The sequence below is a fragment of the Sulfitobacter sp. OXR-159 genome, assembly GCF_034377145.1.
Lineage (GTDB): Bacteria > Pseudomonadota > Alphaproteobacteria > Rhodobacterales > Rhodobacteraceae > Sulfitobacter.
On the sequence record NZ_CP139707.1, the window covers coordinates 3496959 to 3512771 of the forward strand.

Genomic DNA, 15813 nt, shown 5'->3' on the forward strand with positions numbered 1-15813 from the left:
CGGCGCCTGCGGCTTGTCCCGGGTCCGGGTGGCACGTTCACCACAAACAAAAACGGCCCCGCAATCGCGAGGCCGTCCCAAACTCTCAAATCTCAGAGGCTCACCCCCCGCAGCGCTTCTCCGCATCTTCGACCGCCGCGGTAAAGCCCAGCAGCGAGAATGTGTCCTTGGTCTGCGTCCCGCGCGAAGACCGCGCTGTCAGTGTCGCATCCGCGCCGCGCTTCATTGCCGCGATGATCTTGGCATCATCCGCCGTGGTTGCCGGCCAGGCCCACTCGCCTTCGGTGAACAGCTCGAACTCATTGCCGGAAATGTTCATATTGACCGTCGATCCCGAGGCGAAAGGATACCCGCCGGTAAAGGCGACCTGACCCTTGGCCTCAGCCGAGGGGCGGTAGAATACCATCAGCAATGTCTGACCCCGGTTCACCGCCACAACACGCCCATCGCGCGTGTTGACGACTTCCTTAGGCGTTGAAACGCCCCAGCATTCTGTCGGGTTATCTTCTACAAAGACGCTCCAGTCGGTCTTGGCAGCCACCCGGTTGGTGCTCTGCTCCTGCGCCACAGCGCCGCTTGCCACAAGGGCGAGCGCCCCAAGTGCAAGACCACATGTCTTCATCATTCCCATCTGTCCAGCCTCCAGCCGTCCTTGACCTCAACACGTCCACAGACCCCGTCCGGGCAACCTTGGGCGGGTTGCTCTCTTGCGGGTGTCTGCTATCTGTTCGACACCAACCACAATAACGGCAAACGCGCGACCGACGAAACCCTGATTGGCAGGATTTCGCCCAGAAACAGGATGAACCTCATGACCAAAGCAGCCCCATTTGCGGAAATCTGGCGCGGACCCTTTCTGGAAAGCGTTCATTCCGGTCATGCCGTGATCTGCGATGCGAGCGGCCAGATCGTCGAAGCATGGGGCGATCCGGAAAAGGTGATCCTGCCGCGTTCGTCTTCCAAGATGATCCAAGCGCTGCCGCTGATCAATTCCGGCGCGGCCGACAAAGCGGGACTGAGCACCGAACAGCTGGCCCTCGCCTGTGCCTCGCACCAAGGTGCCGCCATCCACACCGACCGGGTGGGCGTATGGCTCGACACGCTGGGGCTGAGTGACGACGACTTCCGCTGCGGCGCGCAAGAACCCAATGACCGCGACGCGATGGAGGGGCTGATCCGCGCGCATGAGAAATCCTGCCAGATCCACAACAACTGCTCAGGCAAACACGCGGGATTCCTCACGCTGAACAAGCACCTCGGCGGGGGGGCGGATTACGAAAAGCCCGATCACGCGGTGCAAAAAGCCTGCCTTGAAGCGTTTGAAACGGTCACCCAAGAAACCTCGCCCGGCTATGGCATCGACGGCTGTTCGGCCCCCAACCCGGCCTGCACCCTGCACGGCATGGCCCGCGCGATGGCCCATTTCGCCGCCGCCCCCGAAGGCTCTGCTGAGGCGCGCCTGCACCAAGCCATGCGCCTACACCCTGAACTCGTCGCCGGCGAAGGCCGTGCCTGCACGGAACTGATGCGGGCGATGGACGGCAAGGTAGCACTGAAAACTGGGGCCGAAGGCTTCTTCATCGCGATCTGGCCCGAGCGCAAGTTGGGCATCGCGCTCAAAGCCGCCTGCGGCACCACCCGCGCCGCCGAATGCGCGATCACCGCGCTGTTGGTCAAATTGGGGGCGCTGGACGCCAGTCACCCGGCGGCGATCAAGCGGATGAACACGCCGATCACCAACTGGCGCGGGCTTGAGACCGGGATGCTGAAACCAGCGGCGGGACTGCTGTAAGCCTATCGCGCTGCCGCTTTGCTTAAACGAAGCCGCAGCACCACGCAGTCTCAGCCCGCAAATTCAGTGCGCGCATAGCCCTGTACGAACAGCAGCGCGGTCAGATCGCCGAAATTGACGCGGATGTCGCATTCCGCCGCGACCGACGGCTTTGCGTGCAGCGCCACGCCCATGCCAGCCCGCCCCAACATGCCCAGATCATTGGCCCCGTCGCCCACGGCGACAACCTGATCTTCGGTGATCCCCAGCTTTGCGGTGATCTCTTCCAGCGCGGTGACTTTGGCCTCGCGCCCCAAGATCGGCATACCCACATCGCCGGTCAGCGCGGCCCCATCGACCAGCAGCGTATTGGCGCGGTTCTCATCAAAGCCCAGCATCTCGGCCACTTTGGCAGTGAAGGCAGTGAACCCGCCCGAAACCAATGCGGCATAGCCGCCATTGGCCTTCATCGTGCCCACCAAGGCACCGCCGCCGGGCATCAGGGTGATCCGCTCAGCCAAGACCTTGTCGATGACAGCGGCCTCCAGCCCTTTCAACAGACCGACACGTTCGCGCAGCGCGCCGTCGAAGTCCAACTCACCGTTCATGGCGCGGGCGGTGATCTCTTTCACATGCGCGCCAACGCCCGCTTCCTCGGCCAATTCGTCGATGCACTCCTGCTGGATCATCGTGCTGTCCATATCGGCCAGCAGCATCTTCTTGCGGCGGCCTTCGCTGGGCACGATCACCAGATCGACGCCCATAGATTGGCAGCTTTCCCAAACGTCCCAACGGTTTTCCGGCAGCTGGGCCAGCGAGAATTCCGCCGCCTCATCCGGGGCCAGCCAAAGTGCGTCGCCCCCGCCCCAAGCGTTGCGCAGGCTTTCAACCAGCGCCGCATCGAGGGAGGGGTTGAAGGGGGAGGTCAACAAGATTGCCGTGAACATAAGTTTCCGATCCGCATCATTCGCGCCGCGCAAAGCGACATGACCGGCGTCCTAGCGCCATTTTGCGACTTGCGCCAGCCCGGCCTCCCCGCGTATCTCGGCAAGTGGGACACCCTTCCCCAACGAAGGGCGATTATCTGAGAGGGTAGCATAAATGGCTATTACACAACCGGCATCGCGCCCGGACACGAAACCTGTTGCCGTACCGGCAAATCCGCGTTTCTCTTCCGGCCCCTGCGCCAAAATCCCCACATTCGATCTCACCAAGCTGGCGGACGCACCATTGGGCCGCAGCCACCGTGCCGCACCCGGCAAGGCCAAGCTGCTTGAGGCAATCGAGACCACCCGCGAGGTGCTCGGCGTGCCTGCGGATTACCGCATCGGCATCGTGCCCGCGTCTGACACCGGCGCATTCGAGATGGCCATGTGGTCGCTCTTGGGCGAACGCCCGGCTGAGATGGTGGCATGGGAATCCTTCGGCGCAGGCTGGGTTACCGATGTCGTCAAGCAGCTGAAAATCGAAGCGCAGGTCCACACCGCCGAATACGGCGAGATCGTCGACATGGCCGCGCTGAACTATGACAACGACGTCTGCTTCACATGGAACGGCACCACCTCCGGCGTGCGCATGGCGAACGGCGACGCGATCCCTGCGGACCGCGCGGGTCTGACGCTCTGCGATGCCACCTCGGCGGCCTTCGCGATGGACCTGCCCTGGGACAAACTGGATGTGACGACCTTCTCTTGGCAGAAGGTGCTGGGCGGCGAAGCGGCGCATGGCATGCTGATCCTGAGCCCCCGCGCAGTTGAGCGGTTGGAAAGCTACACCCCCGCATGGCCCCTGCCAAAAATCTTCCGCCTGACCAAAGGCGGCAAGCTGAACGAGGGCATCTTTAAAGGCGAGACGATCAACACGCCCTCCATGCTTTGCGTCGAAGATTACCTGCTGGCACTCGATTGGGCGAAATCCGTAGGCGGCCTCAAGGGGTTGATCGGACGGGCCGATGCCAATACGGCGGCCATCGCCGAATTCGTCGAAGCGCATGACTGGATTGATTTCCTCGCCACCGATCCGGCGACACGGTCCAACACCTCGGTCTGCCTGAAGTTCACCGATGATCGCATTCAGGACGGTGCAGCCTTTGCCAAGGCCGTGGCCAAACGGCTTGCGGACGAAGGTGCGGCGCTCGACGTCGGCGCTTACCGCGATGCCCCTCCGGGCCTGCGCATCTGGTGCGGCGGCACGGTTGAAACGGCTGATATCGAAGCGATGCTGCCGTGGCTCGAATGGGCCTTTGAAGCCGAAATCAACGCCTAAAGCATTCCGGCGGGCGCGTGATCCCACGCGCCGCCCCTGCCCCCATATTTTTGAAAAGGACCACAAAAATGGCTCCCAAAGTACTCATCTCCGACAGCCTGTCGGAAGCCGCCGTTCAAATCTTTCGCGACCGTGGCATCGACGTTGATTTCCAGCCCGATCTGGGCAAGGACAAAGACAAACTGGCCGAAGTTATCGGCAACTATGACGGCCTCGCGATCCGCTCCGCCACCAAGGTGACGGAAAAGATCCTCGCCAATGCGCCGAACCTCAAAGTGGTCGGCCGCGCGGGCATCGGCACCGACAACATCGACAAGGAAGCCGCGTCGAAACAGGGTGTGATCGTGATGAACACGCCCTTCGGCAACATGATCACCACTGCCGAACATGCCATCGCGATGATGTTCGCCGTGGCGCGTCAGATCCCCGAAGCGTCGGCCTCCACCCACGCGGGCAAATGGGAAAAGTCGAAGTTCATGGGCGTTGAGTTGACCGGCAAGACGCTGGGCGTCATCGGCGCGGGCAACATCGGCGGCATCGTTTGCGACCGCGCGCGGGGCCTCAAGATGAAAGTCGTGGCCTATGACCCCTTCTTGGGCGAGGAAAAGGCCGAGAAGATGGGTGTCGAAAAGGTCGAGCTCGACGAGCTGCTGACTCGCGCCGATTTCATCACCCTCCATGTTCCCTTCACCGAGCAGACGGCGAATATCCTCAGCCGCGAGAACCTTGAAAAGACCAAGCCCGGCGTGCGTATCATCAACTGTGCCCGCGGCGGTCTGGTTGACGAAGAAGCACTCGCCGACCTGCTGAAATCCGGCCATGTGGCGGGCGCGGGTTTCGATGTCTTCGCCGAGGAACCAGCCAAGGAGAACCCGCTGTTCAACCTGCCCAACGTGGTCTGCACGCCGCACCTTGGTGCCGCGACCACCGAAGCGCAGGAAAACGTGGCCCTGCAAGTGGCCGAGCAGATGTCGGACTACCTGCTGACCGGTGCCGTGACCAACGCGCTGAACATGCCATCGGTCACCGCCGAAGAAGCCAAGGTCATGGGCCCATGGGTCAAACTGGCTGGTCACCTCGGTGCCTTCATCGGTCAGATGACCGACGAGCCGATCAAGGCGATCAATATCCTTTATGACGGCTCCGTCGCACAGATGAACCTCAAGGCGCTGAACTGTGGCGTCGTGGCGGGTATCATGAAACGCGCCAACCCGGATGTGAACATGGTTTCCGCCCCCGTGGTCGCCCGCGAAAAGGGCATTCAGATCAGCACCACCAACCAAGACAAATCCGGCGTCTTCGACGGCTATGTCAAAGTGACCGTGGTGACCGAAAAGCGCGAGCGCTCCATCGCGGGCACCGTGTTCTCGGACGGCAAGCCGCGCTTTATCCAGATCAAAGGCATCACCATCGACGCCGAGATCGGGGAGCACATGCTCTACACCACCAACGAAGACGTGCCGGGCATCATCGGCACCTTGGGCCAGACCATGGGCGAGAACGGCGTGAACATTGCCAACTTCACCTTGGGCCGCCACACCGCCAAGGGCGAGGCTATTGCCCTGCTCTATGTTGACGATCAGGTGCCAGAAACCGTGATCGGCAAGCTGCGCGACACCGGCATGTTCCGGCAGATCAAGCCGCTGCAATTCGACGTGGCCTAAGCCTCGCAACTGCACAATCTGAAAGCGCCCCCTCGTGGGGCGCTTTTGCTTTTGGCGGCATCCTTTGACTGAGCCTTTCCTTCGCGGTGGCTTTGCGGCATCACGAGGGGGTGCAGAAGGATAGGAACGAATATGCCCAGCCCCATCTACGCCATCGGAGACATCCACGGTTACGCCGCCGAGCTTGAGCGCGTGTTAACCTTGATCGAAGAAGACGGCGGGCCGGACGCGCGCATCGTCTTCCTTGGCGATTACACCGACCGCGGCCCCGACAGCAAAGCGGTGATCGACCGGCTGGCGCAGGGCAAGGCCGAGGGGCGCAACTGGACCTTCCTCATGGGCAATCATGACCGCATGTTCAGCTGGTTCATGGAGGATTTCCCGCGTCACGATCCGCTTTTGCTGGTTGAACTGAATTGGCTGAACCCGCGCTTAGGCGGCGACACGACGCTTGGTTCTTACGGTGTACCCGTCAACGGACGCGACCGGATGTCAGACGTTCATGCAAAGGCCCGCGAAGCGGTGCCGCAGGCGCATGTCGATTTCTTGAAAACCCTCGCGCTGTCGCATCAAACGCCCGACCACTTCTTTGCCCATGCGGGTATCCGCCCCGGGGTGCCGCTGGATGATCAGACCGAGAATGACCTGCTGTGGATCCGCAAGGAGTTTCACGAATACACCGCGCCCCATCCCAAGCTGGTCGTCCACGGCCACACGCCGGTGGACAGCGCCATGCATTACGGTAACCGCGTCAACCTCGACACCGGCGCGGGCTACGGAAAACCGCTCTGTGCAGCGGTGTTTGAGGGCGAAGACGTTTGGGTTCTGACGCAACAGGGGCGCAATCGCCTGCGCCCCTGATTGGTTCACGTCCAGTCGAGGACTACTTTGCCCGATTGGCCGGACTTCATCGCGGCGAAGCCCTTCTCGAAATCATCTACGCCGAAGCGATGGGTGATGATCTGCGAGACGTCGAGCCCGTTTTCCAGCATGGCGATCATCTTGTACCACGTCTCGAAAATCTCGCGGCCATAGACGCCCTTGATGGTGATGGCTTTGAAAACGATCCGGCTCCAGTCCACCGGCGACTTGCCCGGCGGGATGCCCAGCATCGCGATGCGCCCGCCCATAGTCATGGCCTCGACCATCTGATCGAGCGCCTGTTGGTTGCCGGACATCTCTAAACCGACGTCAAAGCCCTGTTTCATCTTCAACCGTGGGATGACGTCCGCCAAATTCTCCTCGGCGACATTAACCGTCACCACATCGGCGACTTTTTCCGCAAGCGTCAGCCGCGCAGGGTTCACATCCGTAATCACCACATGCCGCGCGCCCACATGCCGCGCGACAGCGGCGGCCATGATGCCGATGGGGCCCGCGCCTGTGATCAACACATCCTCACCCACCAGATCGAAGCTGAGCGCTGTATGCACCGCGTTACCCAAGGGATCGAGGATCGCGCCGATGTCGTCGGAAATCTCATCCGGCAGCGGGACAACGTTGAAGGCGGGCAGCTTGAGGTACTGCGCGAAAGCCCCCTGCTCGTTCACTCCAATACCCCGCGTCGCGGGATCGAGGTGGAATTTGCCCGCACGGCTTTGGCGTGACTGTTTGCCGATCAAATGCCCCTCGCCCGAGCAACGCTGCCCGATCTCAAGCCCTTCCACATTGCGGCCCAACTCGACGATCTCGCCCGCGAACTCATGGCCGGTGATCAGCCCCACCGGCACCGTCCCGGCGGCCCAATCGTCCCAGTTCCAGATGTGGATATCGGTGCCGCAGATACCGGTCTTGTTGATCTTAATCAGCACGTCATCCGGGCCGATTTCCGGCACCGGGGCGTGAGTCATCCACAGCCCCTCGCGGGCATGGAGCTTTGACAGCGCCTTCATTTCATTCGTGGTCATTCAATCACCCCACATGCCTTGCCAGCCACTTCAAAGGCTTTCAGCGCCCGGTCCAGCTGCTCGCGCGTTAAGGCTGCGTTCATCTGAGTGCGAATGCGGGCCTGCCCGCGCGGCACCACCGGGAAGAAGAAGCCGGAGACATAGACCCCCTCTTCAAACAGTTTCGCCGCCATGTCCTGCGCCAGTTGCGCCTCGCCCAGCATGACGGGCACGATGGGATGCTCGCCGGGCAGCAGGTCAAAGCCCAGCTTCTCCAGCCCCGCACGCCAGTAAGCTGTGTTTTCGAACAACTGCGCGCGTAGATCATCGCCTTGCTCCACCAGTTCCAGCGCCCGCATCCCTGCCATGACAATCGACGAGGGCAGCGAATTGGAAAACAGATAGGGCCGCGCGCGCTGGCGCAGAAGGTCGATCACCGCCTGCGGCCCGGCGATATAGCCGCCAATCGCCCCGCCAAGCGCCTTGCCCAACGTGCCGGTCACGATGTCGACCTTGACCCCGTGATGCGCCGGGGTGCCTGCACCTTTCGGCCCCATGAAGCCGGTGGAATGGCAATCGTCGACCATCACCAGCGCCTCATATTTCTCGGCCAGTGCGGTGATCTCGGGCAGCTTCGCCAGATAGCCGTCCATGGAGAAAACCCCGTCGGTGGCGATCATGATGAACCGCGCGCCATCCTCGCGGGCCTGTTTCAGCTTGGCCTCGAGATCTTCCATGTCGCTGTTGGCATAGCGGTAGCGTTTCGCCTTGCACAGACGAATGCCGTCGATGATCGAGGCATGGTTCAGCGCGTCTGAAATCACCGCGTCCTCCGGCCCCAGCAGCGGCTCGAACAGCCCGCCGTTGGCGTCGAAACAGGCGGCGAAGAGGATCGAATCGTCATGCCCGAGAAAGCCCGCCAGCTTCTGCTCCAACTCGCGGTGGATGTCCTGCGTGCCGCAGATAAAGCGGACCGAGGCCATGCCGAATCCTTTCTCGTCCATCGCCTCTTTGGCGGTGGCGATCAACTCGGGATGATCGGCGAGGCCGAGATAGTTGTTGGCGCAGAGGTTGATGACCTCGCGGTCACCCACCGCGATCTCACCGCCCTGCGGGGTGGTGATAAGCCGCTCGCGCTTCATCATGCCCTCGGCGTCGATCTCGGCTAGGGTGTCGGTGACATGGGATAGAAATGCTTGGGTCATGAGGCTCTCCTTTTCAGGGAGCGTCTACCATAACGGAAGCTATTCCGGAATAGAGGATTTCTTGAATAGCGGATTTTTTCCGATATACCGGATATCAGACGTCCTGCACGACCAAGAAGGCCCGTACCGGTCCCGCCGTGGCGCGGATGGCGTGGGGTACATCGGCAGCATAACGGGCGGTGTCTCCGGCCTGCAATTGCTCGGTCCCCGCGCCGCTTGTGACCTCGACAGCACCTTCAAAGACGCTCAGATGCTCACGGGCACCACGGGTATGCGGGGCGCTGTCCAACATGCCGCCCTCGGCGATGAGCAGTTCATACACCTCATGATGCCCGGCTTCTTCGGGCGGAGATAGGATGCGGATGCGACAGCCGGAGCCAAGATTGTTGATCGTCGGCACCGCAGCACTGCGCAGCACTTCGATCTGCGCTTCGGTTGGCGCGCCATCTAAAAGCCCCGCGAAATCCACCTGCAAGGCCCGGGTCAGGTTCCACAGCGTGGCGATGGTCGGGCTCGATTCCCCGCGCTCAATCTGGCTCACCATAGAGCGTGACACGCCCGAAAGCTTGGCCACGGCATCAAGCGAAAGCCCCTGCCCCTGTCGCGCCGCTTTCAAGCGGGCGGGCAGTTGCGTCAGGATCTTGTCATTATTTTCCGTCATGGCGGATATGTCGCGCGGCGCACTGCCCCTGTCAAGCGGCGCTTTGACGGGACGTTTCGCCTGACAGCGGGTCATCTCCGCCCCATAGTACCGCCAACGGATAGAGGAGAGCTTCATGTCAAACGATATCGTCATCTTGGGCGGTGCACGCACTGCCATCGGCACTTTCGGCGGCAGCCTTGCCGCGACCCCGCCAACCACCTTGGGCAGCACCGTGGCCCGCGCCGCGATGGAGCGGGCTGGCGTTGACCCGGCGCAGATCGGCCATGTGGTGTTTGGCACCGTCATCAACACCGAGCCGCGCGACATGTACCTCAGCCGCGTCGCCGCGCGCGATGCGGGCGTGCCGGATGAAGTGCCCGCGATGAACGTGAACCGCCTGTGCGGTTCGGGCGTGCAAGCGCTGGTCTCGGCGACCCAAAGCCTGATGCTGGGCGATGCGGATTTCGCCCTTGCTGGCGGGGCCGAGAGCATGTCGCGCGCACCTTACATTCTGCCCGATGCCCGCTGGGGCCAGAAAATGGGCGATGTTCGCAGCCTCGACATGCTTTTGGGCACGCTGAACTGCCCCTTCGGCACCGGCCACATGGGGGTCACGGCCGAGAATGTCGCGGATGAACATACCATCTCCCGCGAGGAGATGGACGCCTTTGCCCTGCAAAGCCAAGAGCGTGCAGCAGCGGCCATCGCGGCGGGGCATTTCAAGGATCAAATCGTGCCGGTCGACGTAAAGGTCAAGCGCGACATGGTGCCCTTTGACACCGATGAACACCCCAAGGCCACCACGGCCGAGGCACTGGCCGGGCTGCGCCCCGTATTCCAGAAGGACGGGCGCGTCACGGCGGGCAATGCCAGCGGTATCAACGACGGTGCCGCGGCGCTGGTGCTGGCCCGCGCCGGGGCAGCCGAGGCCGCCGGGCTGGCGCCCCGTGCGCGCATCCTTGGCTACGCCCATGCCGGTGTGCGGCCCGAAGTCATGGGCATCGGCCCGGTTCCCGCCGTCCGCCGCCTGCTGGAGCGCACCGGCCTGAAGGCCGATGATTTCGATGTGATCGAAAGCAACGAGGCATTTGCCAGCCAAGCGCTGGCGGTGAGCAAGGAGTTGGGATTCGACCCGGCGAAAGTGAACCCCAACGGCGGGGCCATCGCCCTTGGCCATCCGGTCGGCGCGACGGGGGCGATCATCACCGTGAAGGCGCTTTATGAGCTGGAGCGGATCGGCGGCAAGCGCGCGTTGATCACCATGTGCATCGGCGGGGGGCAAGGCATCGCCATGGCCATCGAACGTATCGCCTGAATGCGGGGGGCCTCCGCGGCCCCCTGCCCTAAAGCAGCGCGCCGATCAGGGCGATTGTGGTGGCCCCGGCAATGCCGGACATCACCGCAGTCGCCGCGATGTAGCGCCAGAACCGCGGGCGGCGCTCGGGCTGCTCCTCGGCCTGACGGTTCAGCGCCTGTTCGACCAACCCCGGCAAACGCGGACCAAAGCGGGCCATGACCATCGCCGTGTCGCGCAGATCAGAAACGATCGCGCGCGGCCCTAGCGACTTGGTGATGTAATCGGTCACAATCGGGCTCGCGACTTCCCAGATGTTGATATGCGGGTTGAGCGAGCGGGCCACGCCCTCAACCACGACCATCGTGCGTTGCAGCAAGATCAGCTCGGTCCGGGTTTCCATGCCGAAACGCTCAGTCACTTCAAAGAGGTAGGTCAGCAGCCGCGCCATGGAAATGCGGGTGGCATCCATGCCGAAAATCGGCTCGCCCACCGCGCGCAGGGCGCGGGCGAATTCATCGACATCCTTGTCGGCAGGCACGTAACCCGCCTCAAAATGCACCTTGGCCACGCGCTCGTAATCGCGGCGGATAAAGCCATAGAGGATCTCGGCATAGACGCGGCGGGTATAGCTGTCGATATGGCCCATGATGCCGAAGTCATAAGCGATGATATCGCCATTGGCCGCGACCTTGAGGTTGCCTTGGTGCATGTCGGCGTGGAAATAGCCGTCGCGCAGGGCGTGTTGCAAAAAGAGTTGCAGCACCCGTTCCGACAGCGCCACACGGTCGTGTCCGGCGGCATCGAGTGCCGCGTTGTCGCCCAGCGGCAGGCCATCGGCCCAGCCCAGCGTCATCACGCGGCGACCCGAATAATTCCACTTGATCTCAGGCAGTTGAAATCCGGTGTCATCTTTGGTGTTGGCGGCAAACTCCGACGCGGCGGAGCTTTCCAGCCGCAGGTCCAACTCCCCCCGCACAACGCCGTCGAAATGCTCGATCACCTCCATCGGGCGCAATCGGCGCGATCCGGGAGAGAAGATTTCGGCCATGCGGGCGGCAAGATAGAAAGCGTCGATGTCCTTGCGGAAGGCTTTTTCGATGCCGGGGCGCAGGACTTTGACGGCGACCTCTTCACCGGTCTCGGCCAGCTGCGCGTGATGCACCTGCGCGATGGAGGCCGCGGCGACGGGCTCGCTGAACTCGGAAAAGATCGCGCTGACCGGCTCACCCAACTCCTGCTCGACCGCCCTGCGGGCCAGCGCCGTGTCAAAAGGCGGCAGCTTGTCTTGCAGCACGCGCAGTTGCACAGCCAGATCATCGCCCACCACGTCAGGCCGGGTCGACAGCACCTGACCAAATTTGATGTAGGCCGGGCCAAGCGCCGTGAGCGCGCGGGTGGCGGGCGGCATGGTCGGGTCGCCCTTGTAGCCCAGCCATTTGAACGGCAGGCCAAGCGCGCGGGCCACGAAACGCAGCGCCGGGGAAGCATCGAAAGCATCCAGCACCACATTCATCGCGCCCGCGCGTTCCAGCGTCGCGCCGGTGCGGATCAACCGCCAGATGTTGTGCGGACCGCGCATCAGAGTTTCCAGCCCGAATGCAGCGCCGCGATCCCCATGGTCAGGTTGCGGTATTTGGCCTGACCGAAACCAGCCGTGCGTACCATCGACAAGAAGGTCTCTTGATCGGGGAAGTTACGGATGGATTCGACCAGATACTGATAGCTGTCGCGGTCCCCTGCGATGGCTTGGCCCATGCGCGGGATCACGTTGAAACTGTAGAGGTCGTAGGCTTTTTGCATCGCCGGGTTGGGCAGCTGGCTGAACTCCAACACCATCAGGCGGCCACCGGGGCGCAGCACGCGGTACGCTTCGTTCAGCGCCTCTTGGGGGCGGGTCACGTTCCGGATGCCAAAGCTGATCGTGTAGACATCAAAGGTATTATCGGGGAACGGCAGCGCCATGGCGTCGCCCACCACCCAGTCGAGACTGCCGGTCAGGCTGTCGGCCTCGGCGCGTTTGCGGCCTTCGACCAACATCGGCTCGGTGAGGTCGAGCACCGTGGCATGACCGTGGCCCGCGCGGCCCAGAAACTTGAACGACACATCGCCCGTGCCACCCGCCACATCCAGCAACTTCTGACCGGGGCGCGGGGCGAGCCAATCCATCATCGCTTCTTTCCAGACGCGGTGGATGCCCATGCTCATCACATCGTTCATGATGTCGTATTTGCTGGCGACGGAGTTGAACACACCCTGCACGCGACCTGCTTTTTCATGCTCGGGTACGGTCTCGAACCCGAAATGGGTGGTTTTGTCGGCGTCCTGGGTCATCTGCTCTTGCGATCCTCTGGTTCAGTCCCTTGTTATAGGGTGCCGTAGGCTGGGGACAATGCGTGCCTTTTGTCACAGGCAAGCCAGAGGGGAAACCGAGATGCCGGAACTGCCAGAGGTCGAAACCGTCCGCCGAGGGCTGGCCCCCGCGATGGAGGGCCAAGTGATCGCCCGGGCCGAGGTCAACCGCCCCGACCTGCGCTGGCCCTTCCCCGAGCGCATGGCTGAGCGGTTGACCGGGCAGCGCGTCGGCCTGCTGCGGCGGCGGTCGAAATACATCCTCGCCGATCTGGCGAGTGGGGAATCGCTGCTGGTGCATCTGGGCATGTCTGGGCGGATGCTGGTCTCGGGCGACCCGTTGGGACAGTTTCAGCACAACCACCCCGCCCCGGAGAAACATGACCACGTCGTGTTGCATATGGGTAACGGTGCGCGGATCACCTTTAACGACCCCCGCCGTTTCGGCGCGATGGATCTGATGCCCACCGCCGGGGCCGAGACGCATAAACTGCTGGCTTCGCTCGGGCCGGAACCCTTGGGCAATGACTTTCACGAAGCGCATCTGGTGGCGAAGCTTAAGGGGCGCAATACACCGATCAAATCCGCCTTGCTCGACCAGCGGATCGTGGCAGGTTTGGGAAATATCTACGTCTGCGAAGCACTTTACCGCGCAGGGATTCACCCCGCCCGCAAGGCCGGGCGCATCTCGACCACGCGGATCGCCGGGCTGGTGCCGATCATCCGCGAGGTGCTGGCCGATGCGATCGAAGCGGGGGGATCCTCGCTCAAGGACTTCCGGCAGGCGGACGGCGAATTGGGCTATTTCCAGCACAGCTTCGATGTCTACGGACGAGAGGGGCAACCCTGCCGCCGACCGGGCTGCGACGGCACCATCGGGCGCATCGTACAAAGCGGGCGGTCTTCCTTCTATTGCCCCCGTTGCCAAAGATAACTTGAAACATGGTTGCCGCGTGGTATGCACATTCCCCTGAGCGCAACAACAAAGAGCATTCTTGATGGCTTACGAAACGATCACCGTGGACGTGGACAACCATGTAGCCCTGATCACCCTCAACCGCCCGGATGCGCTCAATGCGCTCAACGACGCGTTGCTGGGTGAATTGGCCAAAGCGCTGAAAGGCGCGCAGGAAAACGACAAGGTGCGCTGCATCGTCATCACCGGGTCGGAAAAGGCATTCGCGGCCGGGGCCGATATCGCAATGATGCGCGATCAAAGCTTTGTCGACGTCTTCATGGGCGATCTCTTCACCCCCGAAACAGATCAGATTCTGCGCGTGCGTAAGCCGATCATCGCAGCCGTGTCGGGCTATGCCTTGGGCGGTGGCTGCGAATTGGCGATGATGTGCGATTTCATCATCTGTTCGGAAAGCGCCAAGTTCGGCCAGCCTGAGATCAACCTTGGTGTCGTGGCAGGCATCGGCGGCACCCAGCGTCTGACGCGCCTTGTGGGCAAGTCCAAAGCGATGGACATGAACCTAACGGGCCGCTTCATGGATGCCGAAGAAGCCGAACGCTCGGGCCTTGTGTCGCGCGTTGTGCCGGTCAAAAAGCTGATGGAAGAAGCCATGGCCGCCGCTGGCAAGATCGCCGAGAAATCGATGATCTCGGCCACCGTGGTCAAGGAATGCGTGAACCGCGCCTATGAGGTGCCGCTGAGCGAAGGCCTGTTGTTCGAGCGCCGCATGTTCCATTCGCTGTTCAACACCGAAGACCAGAAAGAAGGCATGTCGGCCTTTCTTGAAAAGCGCGAAGCGCAGTTCCGCGACAAATAAGCGATTCTATGGGCGCGGCTTGCATTGCCGCGCCTGCTGTCTTATAGGCAGCCCCAATACATGCGCGTGCAGCCCGCTCTGGCTAGAATCACCTGCCCTTTTGGGGCCCGGATTTCCGGTAGGGTTGGCGTCACGCATTGCTACGCAACAAAATGAACCCGAAGGCTGATACTCATGGCAAACACAACACAATCCGCAAAGCGCGCACGTCAAAACGAGAAACGTTTTGCGATCAACAAAGCCCGCCGTTCGCGCATCCGCACCTACCTGCGCAAAGTCGAAGAGGCGATCACCTCCGGTGATAAAGAAGCCGCAACCGCCGCTTTGAAAGCCGCCCAGCCCGAGCTGATGCGCGGCGTCACCAAAGGCGTTTTCCACAAAAACACCGCTTCGCGCAAAATGTCGCGTCTGGCCGCACGGGTCAAAGCACTGGGTTAATCCGGCTCCACAGCCAACCCTTTGAAAGACAATAGGCGCCGCATTGCGGCGCCTTTTTTCGTGCGGGTGCAGCGAAAAAAACACGCCAGAGATTCTTTTCAGGCAATCTCTGAGTCAAGATGGAAGATATGTTGAAGCGGACCGGAAACACTTGCTACCAAAGGTCCAGCGATTCATTTCGCTTGGGGGGACAGGCCCTGAACAAGGTGTCAGCCGACTGGCAGAATGCCAAGTTTAGGGGGGTGCAAGTGACCGTGTAAAAACGGCCCCGCGCACTGTCGTGAATGCTGCTGCCAGCACGTTTACCCTGTCGATGAGAACACGAACGGTTCGTTCAGCGCCTCTTGCGCCGGTTTACGGCGCATCAGGCTTATGGGCTTGCCATTCTTTTAAAGTCCGAAGGACACAGGTCGGTCATCCGCGTGGGACCGGGTGGATGACCTGTTGCCGGGTGAAACAATATTGAGGGCCGGGATCCACTCGGCCTCTGTGCGAAAAGCAAAGCGGGACGTAAGGCACG

The 15813-nt window shown here is 62.0% G+C and carries 15 protein-coding genes; 8 read left to right on the forward strand and 7 right to left on the reverse strand.

The window, feature by feature from the left end; genetic code table 11:
• Nucleotides 1-100: 100 nt before the first annotated feature.
• Nucleotides 101-625, reverse strand: coding sequence for an invasion associated locus B family protein (locus tag T8A63_RS17910; protein ID WP_416153222.1), 525 nt, complete (start codon nt 623-625; stop codon nt 101-103).
• A 186-nt stretch (nt 626-811) separates the two neighbouring features.
• Between T8A63_RS17910 and T8A63_RS17915 the strand changes: the two genes are divergently transcribed.
• Nucleotides 812-1792 carry an asparaginase gene (locus T8A63_RS17915; protein ID WP_322344613.1) on the forward strand — a complete coding sequence of 327 codons (981 nt, stop codon included), beginning with the start codon at nt 812-814 and terminating at the stop codon, nt 1790-1792.
• A 50-nt stretch (nt 1793-1842) separates the two neighbouring features.
• Here T8A63_RS17915 and serB read toward each other — a convergent pair whose 3' ends face one another.
• Entirely contained in the window at nt 1843-2718 is an 876-nt protein-coding gene (gene serB / locus T8A63_RS17920; protein ID WP_322344614.1) for a phosphoserine phosphatase SerB, read from the reverse strand.
• Nucleotides 2719-2872: 154 nt separating this feature from the next.
• On the opposite strand from serB, the gene T8A63_RS17925 reads away from it, so the two are divergent.
• The 3 genes from T8A63_RS17925 (at nt 2873) to T8A63_RS17935 (ending at nt 6561) form a co-directional block, all read left to right on the forward strand.
• Complete coding sequence (locus tag T8A63_RS17925; RefSeq protein ID WP_322344615.1) at nt 2873-4036, forward strand: phosphoserine transaminase; 1164 nt, start codon at nt 2873-2875, stop codon at nt 4034-4036.
• A gap of 68 nt (nt 4037-4104) precedes the next feature.
• Complete coding sequence (gene serA / locus T8A63_RS17930; protein WP_067622990.1) at nt 4105-5700, forward strand: phosphoglycerate dehydrogenase; 1596 nt, start codon at nt 4105-4107, stop codon at nt 5698-5700.
• A gap of 132 nt (nt 5701-5832) precedes the next feature.
• The gene (locus T8A63_RS17935; protein ID WP_322344616.1) at nt 5833-6561 is read left to right on the forward strand and encodes a metallophosphoesterase family protein; all 729 of its coding nucleotides are present in this window, start codon (nt 5833-5835) and stop codon (nt 6559-6561) included.
• A 5-nt stretch (nt 6562-6566) separates the two neighbouring features.
• On the opposite strand, the gene tdh is transcribed toward T8A63_RS17935, so the two are convergent.
• From tdh to T8A63_RS17950, 3 genes are all read right to left on the reverse strand, one after another.
• Nucleotides 6567-7607: an L-threonine 3-dehydrogenase gene (tdh, locus tag T8A63_RS17940; RefSeq protein WP_067622984.1), complete on the reverse strand. Its 1041-nt coding sequence runs from the start codon at nt 7605-7607 to the stop codon at nt 6567-6569.
• Entirely contained in the window at nt 7604-8791 is a 1188-nt protein-coding gene (locus tag T8A63_RS17945) for a glycine C-acetyltransferase (RefSeq protein ID WP_322344617.1), read from the reverse strand. The genes tdh and T8A63_RS17945 overlap by 4 nt, the downstream gene beginning before the upstream one ends.
• 94 nt (nt 8792-8885) lie before the next feature.
• Nucleotides 8886-9452: a helix-turn-helix domain-containing protein gene (locus tag T8A63_RS17950; protein ID WP_322345781.1), complete on the reverse strand. Its 567-nt coding sequence runs from the start codon at nt 9450-9452 to the stop codon at nt 8886-8888.
• Nucleotides 9453-9567: 115 nt separating this feature from the next.
• Here T8A63_RS17950 and T8A63_RS17955 point away from each other — a divergent pair, with 115 nt between their 5' ends.
• Nucleotides 9568-10749, forward strand: coding sequence for an acetyl-CoA C-acyltransferase family protein (locus T8A63_RS17955; RefSeq protein WP_322344618.1), 1182 nt, complete (start codon nt 9568-9570; stop codon nt 10747-10749).
• A gap of 28 nt (nt 10750-10777) precedes the next feature.
• On the opposite strand, the gene ubiB is transcribed toward T8A63_RS17955, so the two are convergent.
• On the reverse strand, nt 10778-12310 hold the full coding sequence (gene ubiB, locus T8A63_RS17960) for a 2-polyprenylphenol 6-hydroxylase (RefSeq protein ID WP_322344619.1): 1533 nt from the start codon (nt 12308-12310) through the stop codon (nt 10778-10780).
• Nucleotides 12310-13062: a bifunctional demethylmenaquinone methyltransferase/2-methoxy-6-polyprenyl-1,4-benzoquinol methylase UbiE gene (gene ubiE / locus T8A63_RS17965; RefSeq protein ID WP_322344620.1), complete on the reverse strand. Its 753-nt coding sequence runs from the start codon at nt 13060-13062 to the stop codon at nt 12310-12312. Before ubiE ends, ubiB begins: the two co-directional genes overlap by 1 nt.
• A gap of 100 nt (nt 13063-13162) precedes the next feature.
• On the opposite strand from ubiE, the gene mutM reads away from it, so the two are divergent.
• The 3 genes from mutM to rpsT all read left to right on the forward strand — a co-directional run bounded on the left by mutM (nt 13163) and on the right by rpsT (nt 15293).
• Complete coding sequence (gene mutM, locus T8A63_RS17970) at nt 13163-14014, forward strand: bifunctional DNA-formamidopyrimidine glycosylase/DNA-(apurinic or apyrimidinic site) lyase (RefSeq protein ID WP_322344621.1); 852 nt, start codon at nt 13163-13165, stop codon at nt 14012-14014.
• Nucleotides 14015-14078: 64 nt separating this feature from the next.
• On the forward strand, nt 14079-14855 hold the full coding sequence (locus T8A63_RS17975; RefSeq protein ID WP_067622966.1) for an enoyl-CoA hydratase: 777 nt from the start codon (nt 14079-14081) through the stop codon (nt 14853-14855).
• 174 nt (nt 14856-15029) lie between these two features.
• Nucleotides 15030-15293 carry a 30S ribosomal protein S20 gene (rpsT, locus tag T8A63_RS17980; protein ID WP_067622964.1) on the forward strand — a complete coding sequence of 88 codons (264 nt, stop codon included), beginning with the start codon at nt 15030-15032 and terminating at the stop codon, nt 15291-15293.
• The last annotated feature ends 520 nt before the right edge of the window (nt 15294-15813 follow it).

Coding starts and splice junctions, on each gene's coding strand:
- T8A63_RS17910 (WP_416153222.1), bottom strand. CDS start 625: ATGATGAAGACATGTGGTCTTGCACTTGGGGCGCTCGCCCTTGTGGCA.
- T8A63_RS17915 (WP_322344613.1), top strand. CDS start 812: ATGACCAAAGCAGCCCCATTTGCGGAAATCTGGCGCGGACCCTTTCTG.
- rpsT (WP_067622964.1), top strand. CDS start 15,030: ATGGCAAACACAACACAATCCGCAAAGCGCGCACGTCAAAACGAGAAA.
- T8A63_RS17950 (WP_322345781.1), bottom strand. CDS start 9,452: ATGACGGAAAATAATGACAAGATCCTGACGCAACTGCCCGCCCGCTTG.
- T8A63_RS17955 (WP_322344618.1), top strand. CDS start 9,568: ATGTCAAACGATATCGTCATCTTGGGCGGTGCACGCACTGCCATCGGC.
- ubiE (WP_322344620.1), bottom strand. CDS start 13,062: ATGACCCAGGACGCCGACAAAACCACCCATTTCGGGTTCGAGACCGTA.
- ubiB (WP_322344619.1), bottom strand. CDS start 12,310: ATGCGCGGTCCGCACAACATCTGGCGGTTGATCCGCACCGGCGCGACG.
- serA (WP_067622990.1), top strand. CDS start 4,105: ATGGCTCCCAAAGTACTCATCTCCGACAGCCTGTCGGAAGCCGCCGTT.
- serB (WP_322344614.1), bottom strand. CDS start 2,718: ATGTTCACGGCAATCTTGTTGACCTCCCCCTTCAACCCCTCCCTCGAT.
- T8A63_RS17975 (WP_067622966.1), top strand. CDS start 14,079: ATGGCTTACGAAACGATCACCGTGGACGTGGACAACCATGTAGCCCTG.
- T8A63_RS17935 (WP_322344616.1), top strand. CDS start 5,833: ATGCCCAGCCCCATCTACGCCATCGGAGACATCCACGGTTACGCCGCC.
- mutM (WP_322344621.1), top strand. CDS start 13,163: ATGCCGGAACTGCCAGAGGTCGAAACCGTCCGCCGAGGGCTGGCCCCC.
- T8A63_RS17945 (WP_322344617.1), bottom strand. CDS start 8,791: ATGACCCAAGCATTTCTATCCCATGTCACCGACACCCTAGCCGAGATC.
- T8A63_RS17925 (WP_322344615.1), top strand. CDS start 2,873: ATGGCTATTACACAACCGGCATCGCGCCCGGACACGAAACCTGTTGCC.
- tdh (WP_067622984.1), bottom strand. CDS start 7,607: ATGACCACGAATGAAATGAAGGCGCTGTCAAAGCTCCATGCCCGCGAG.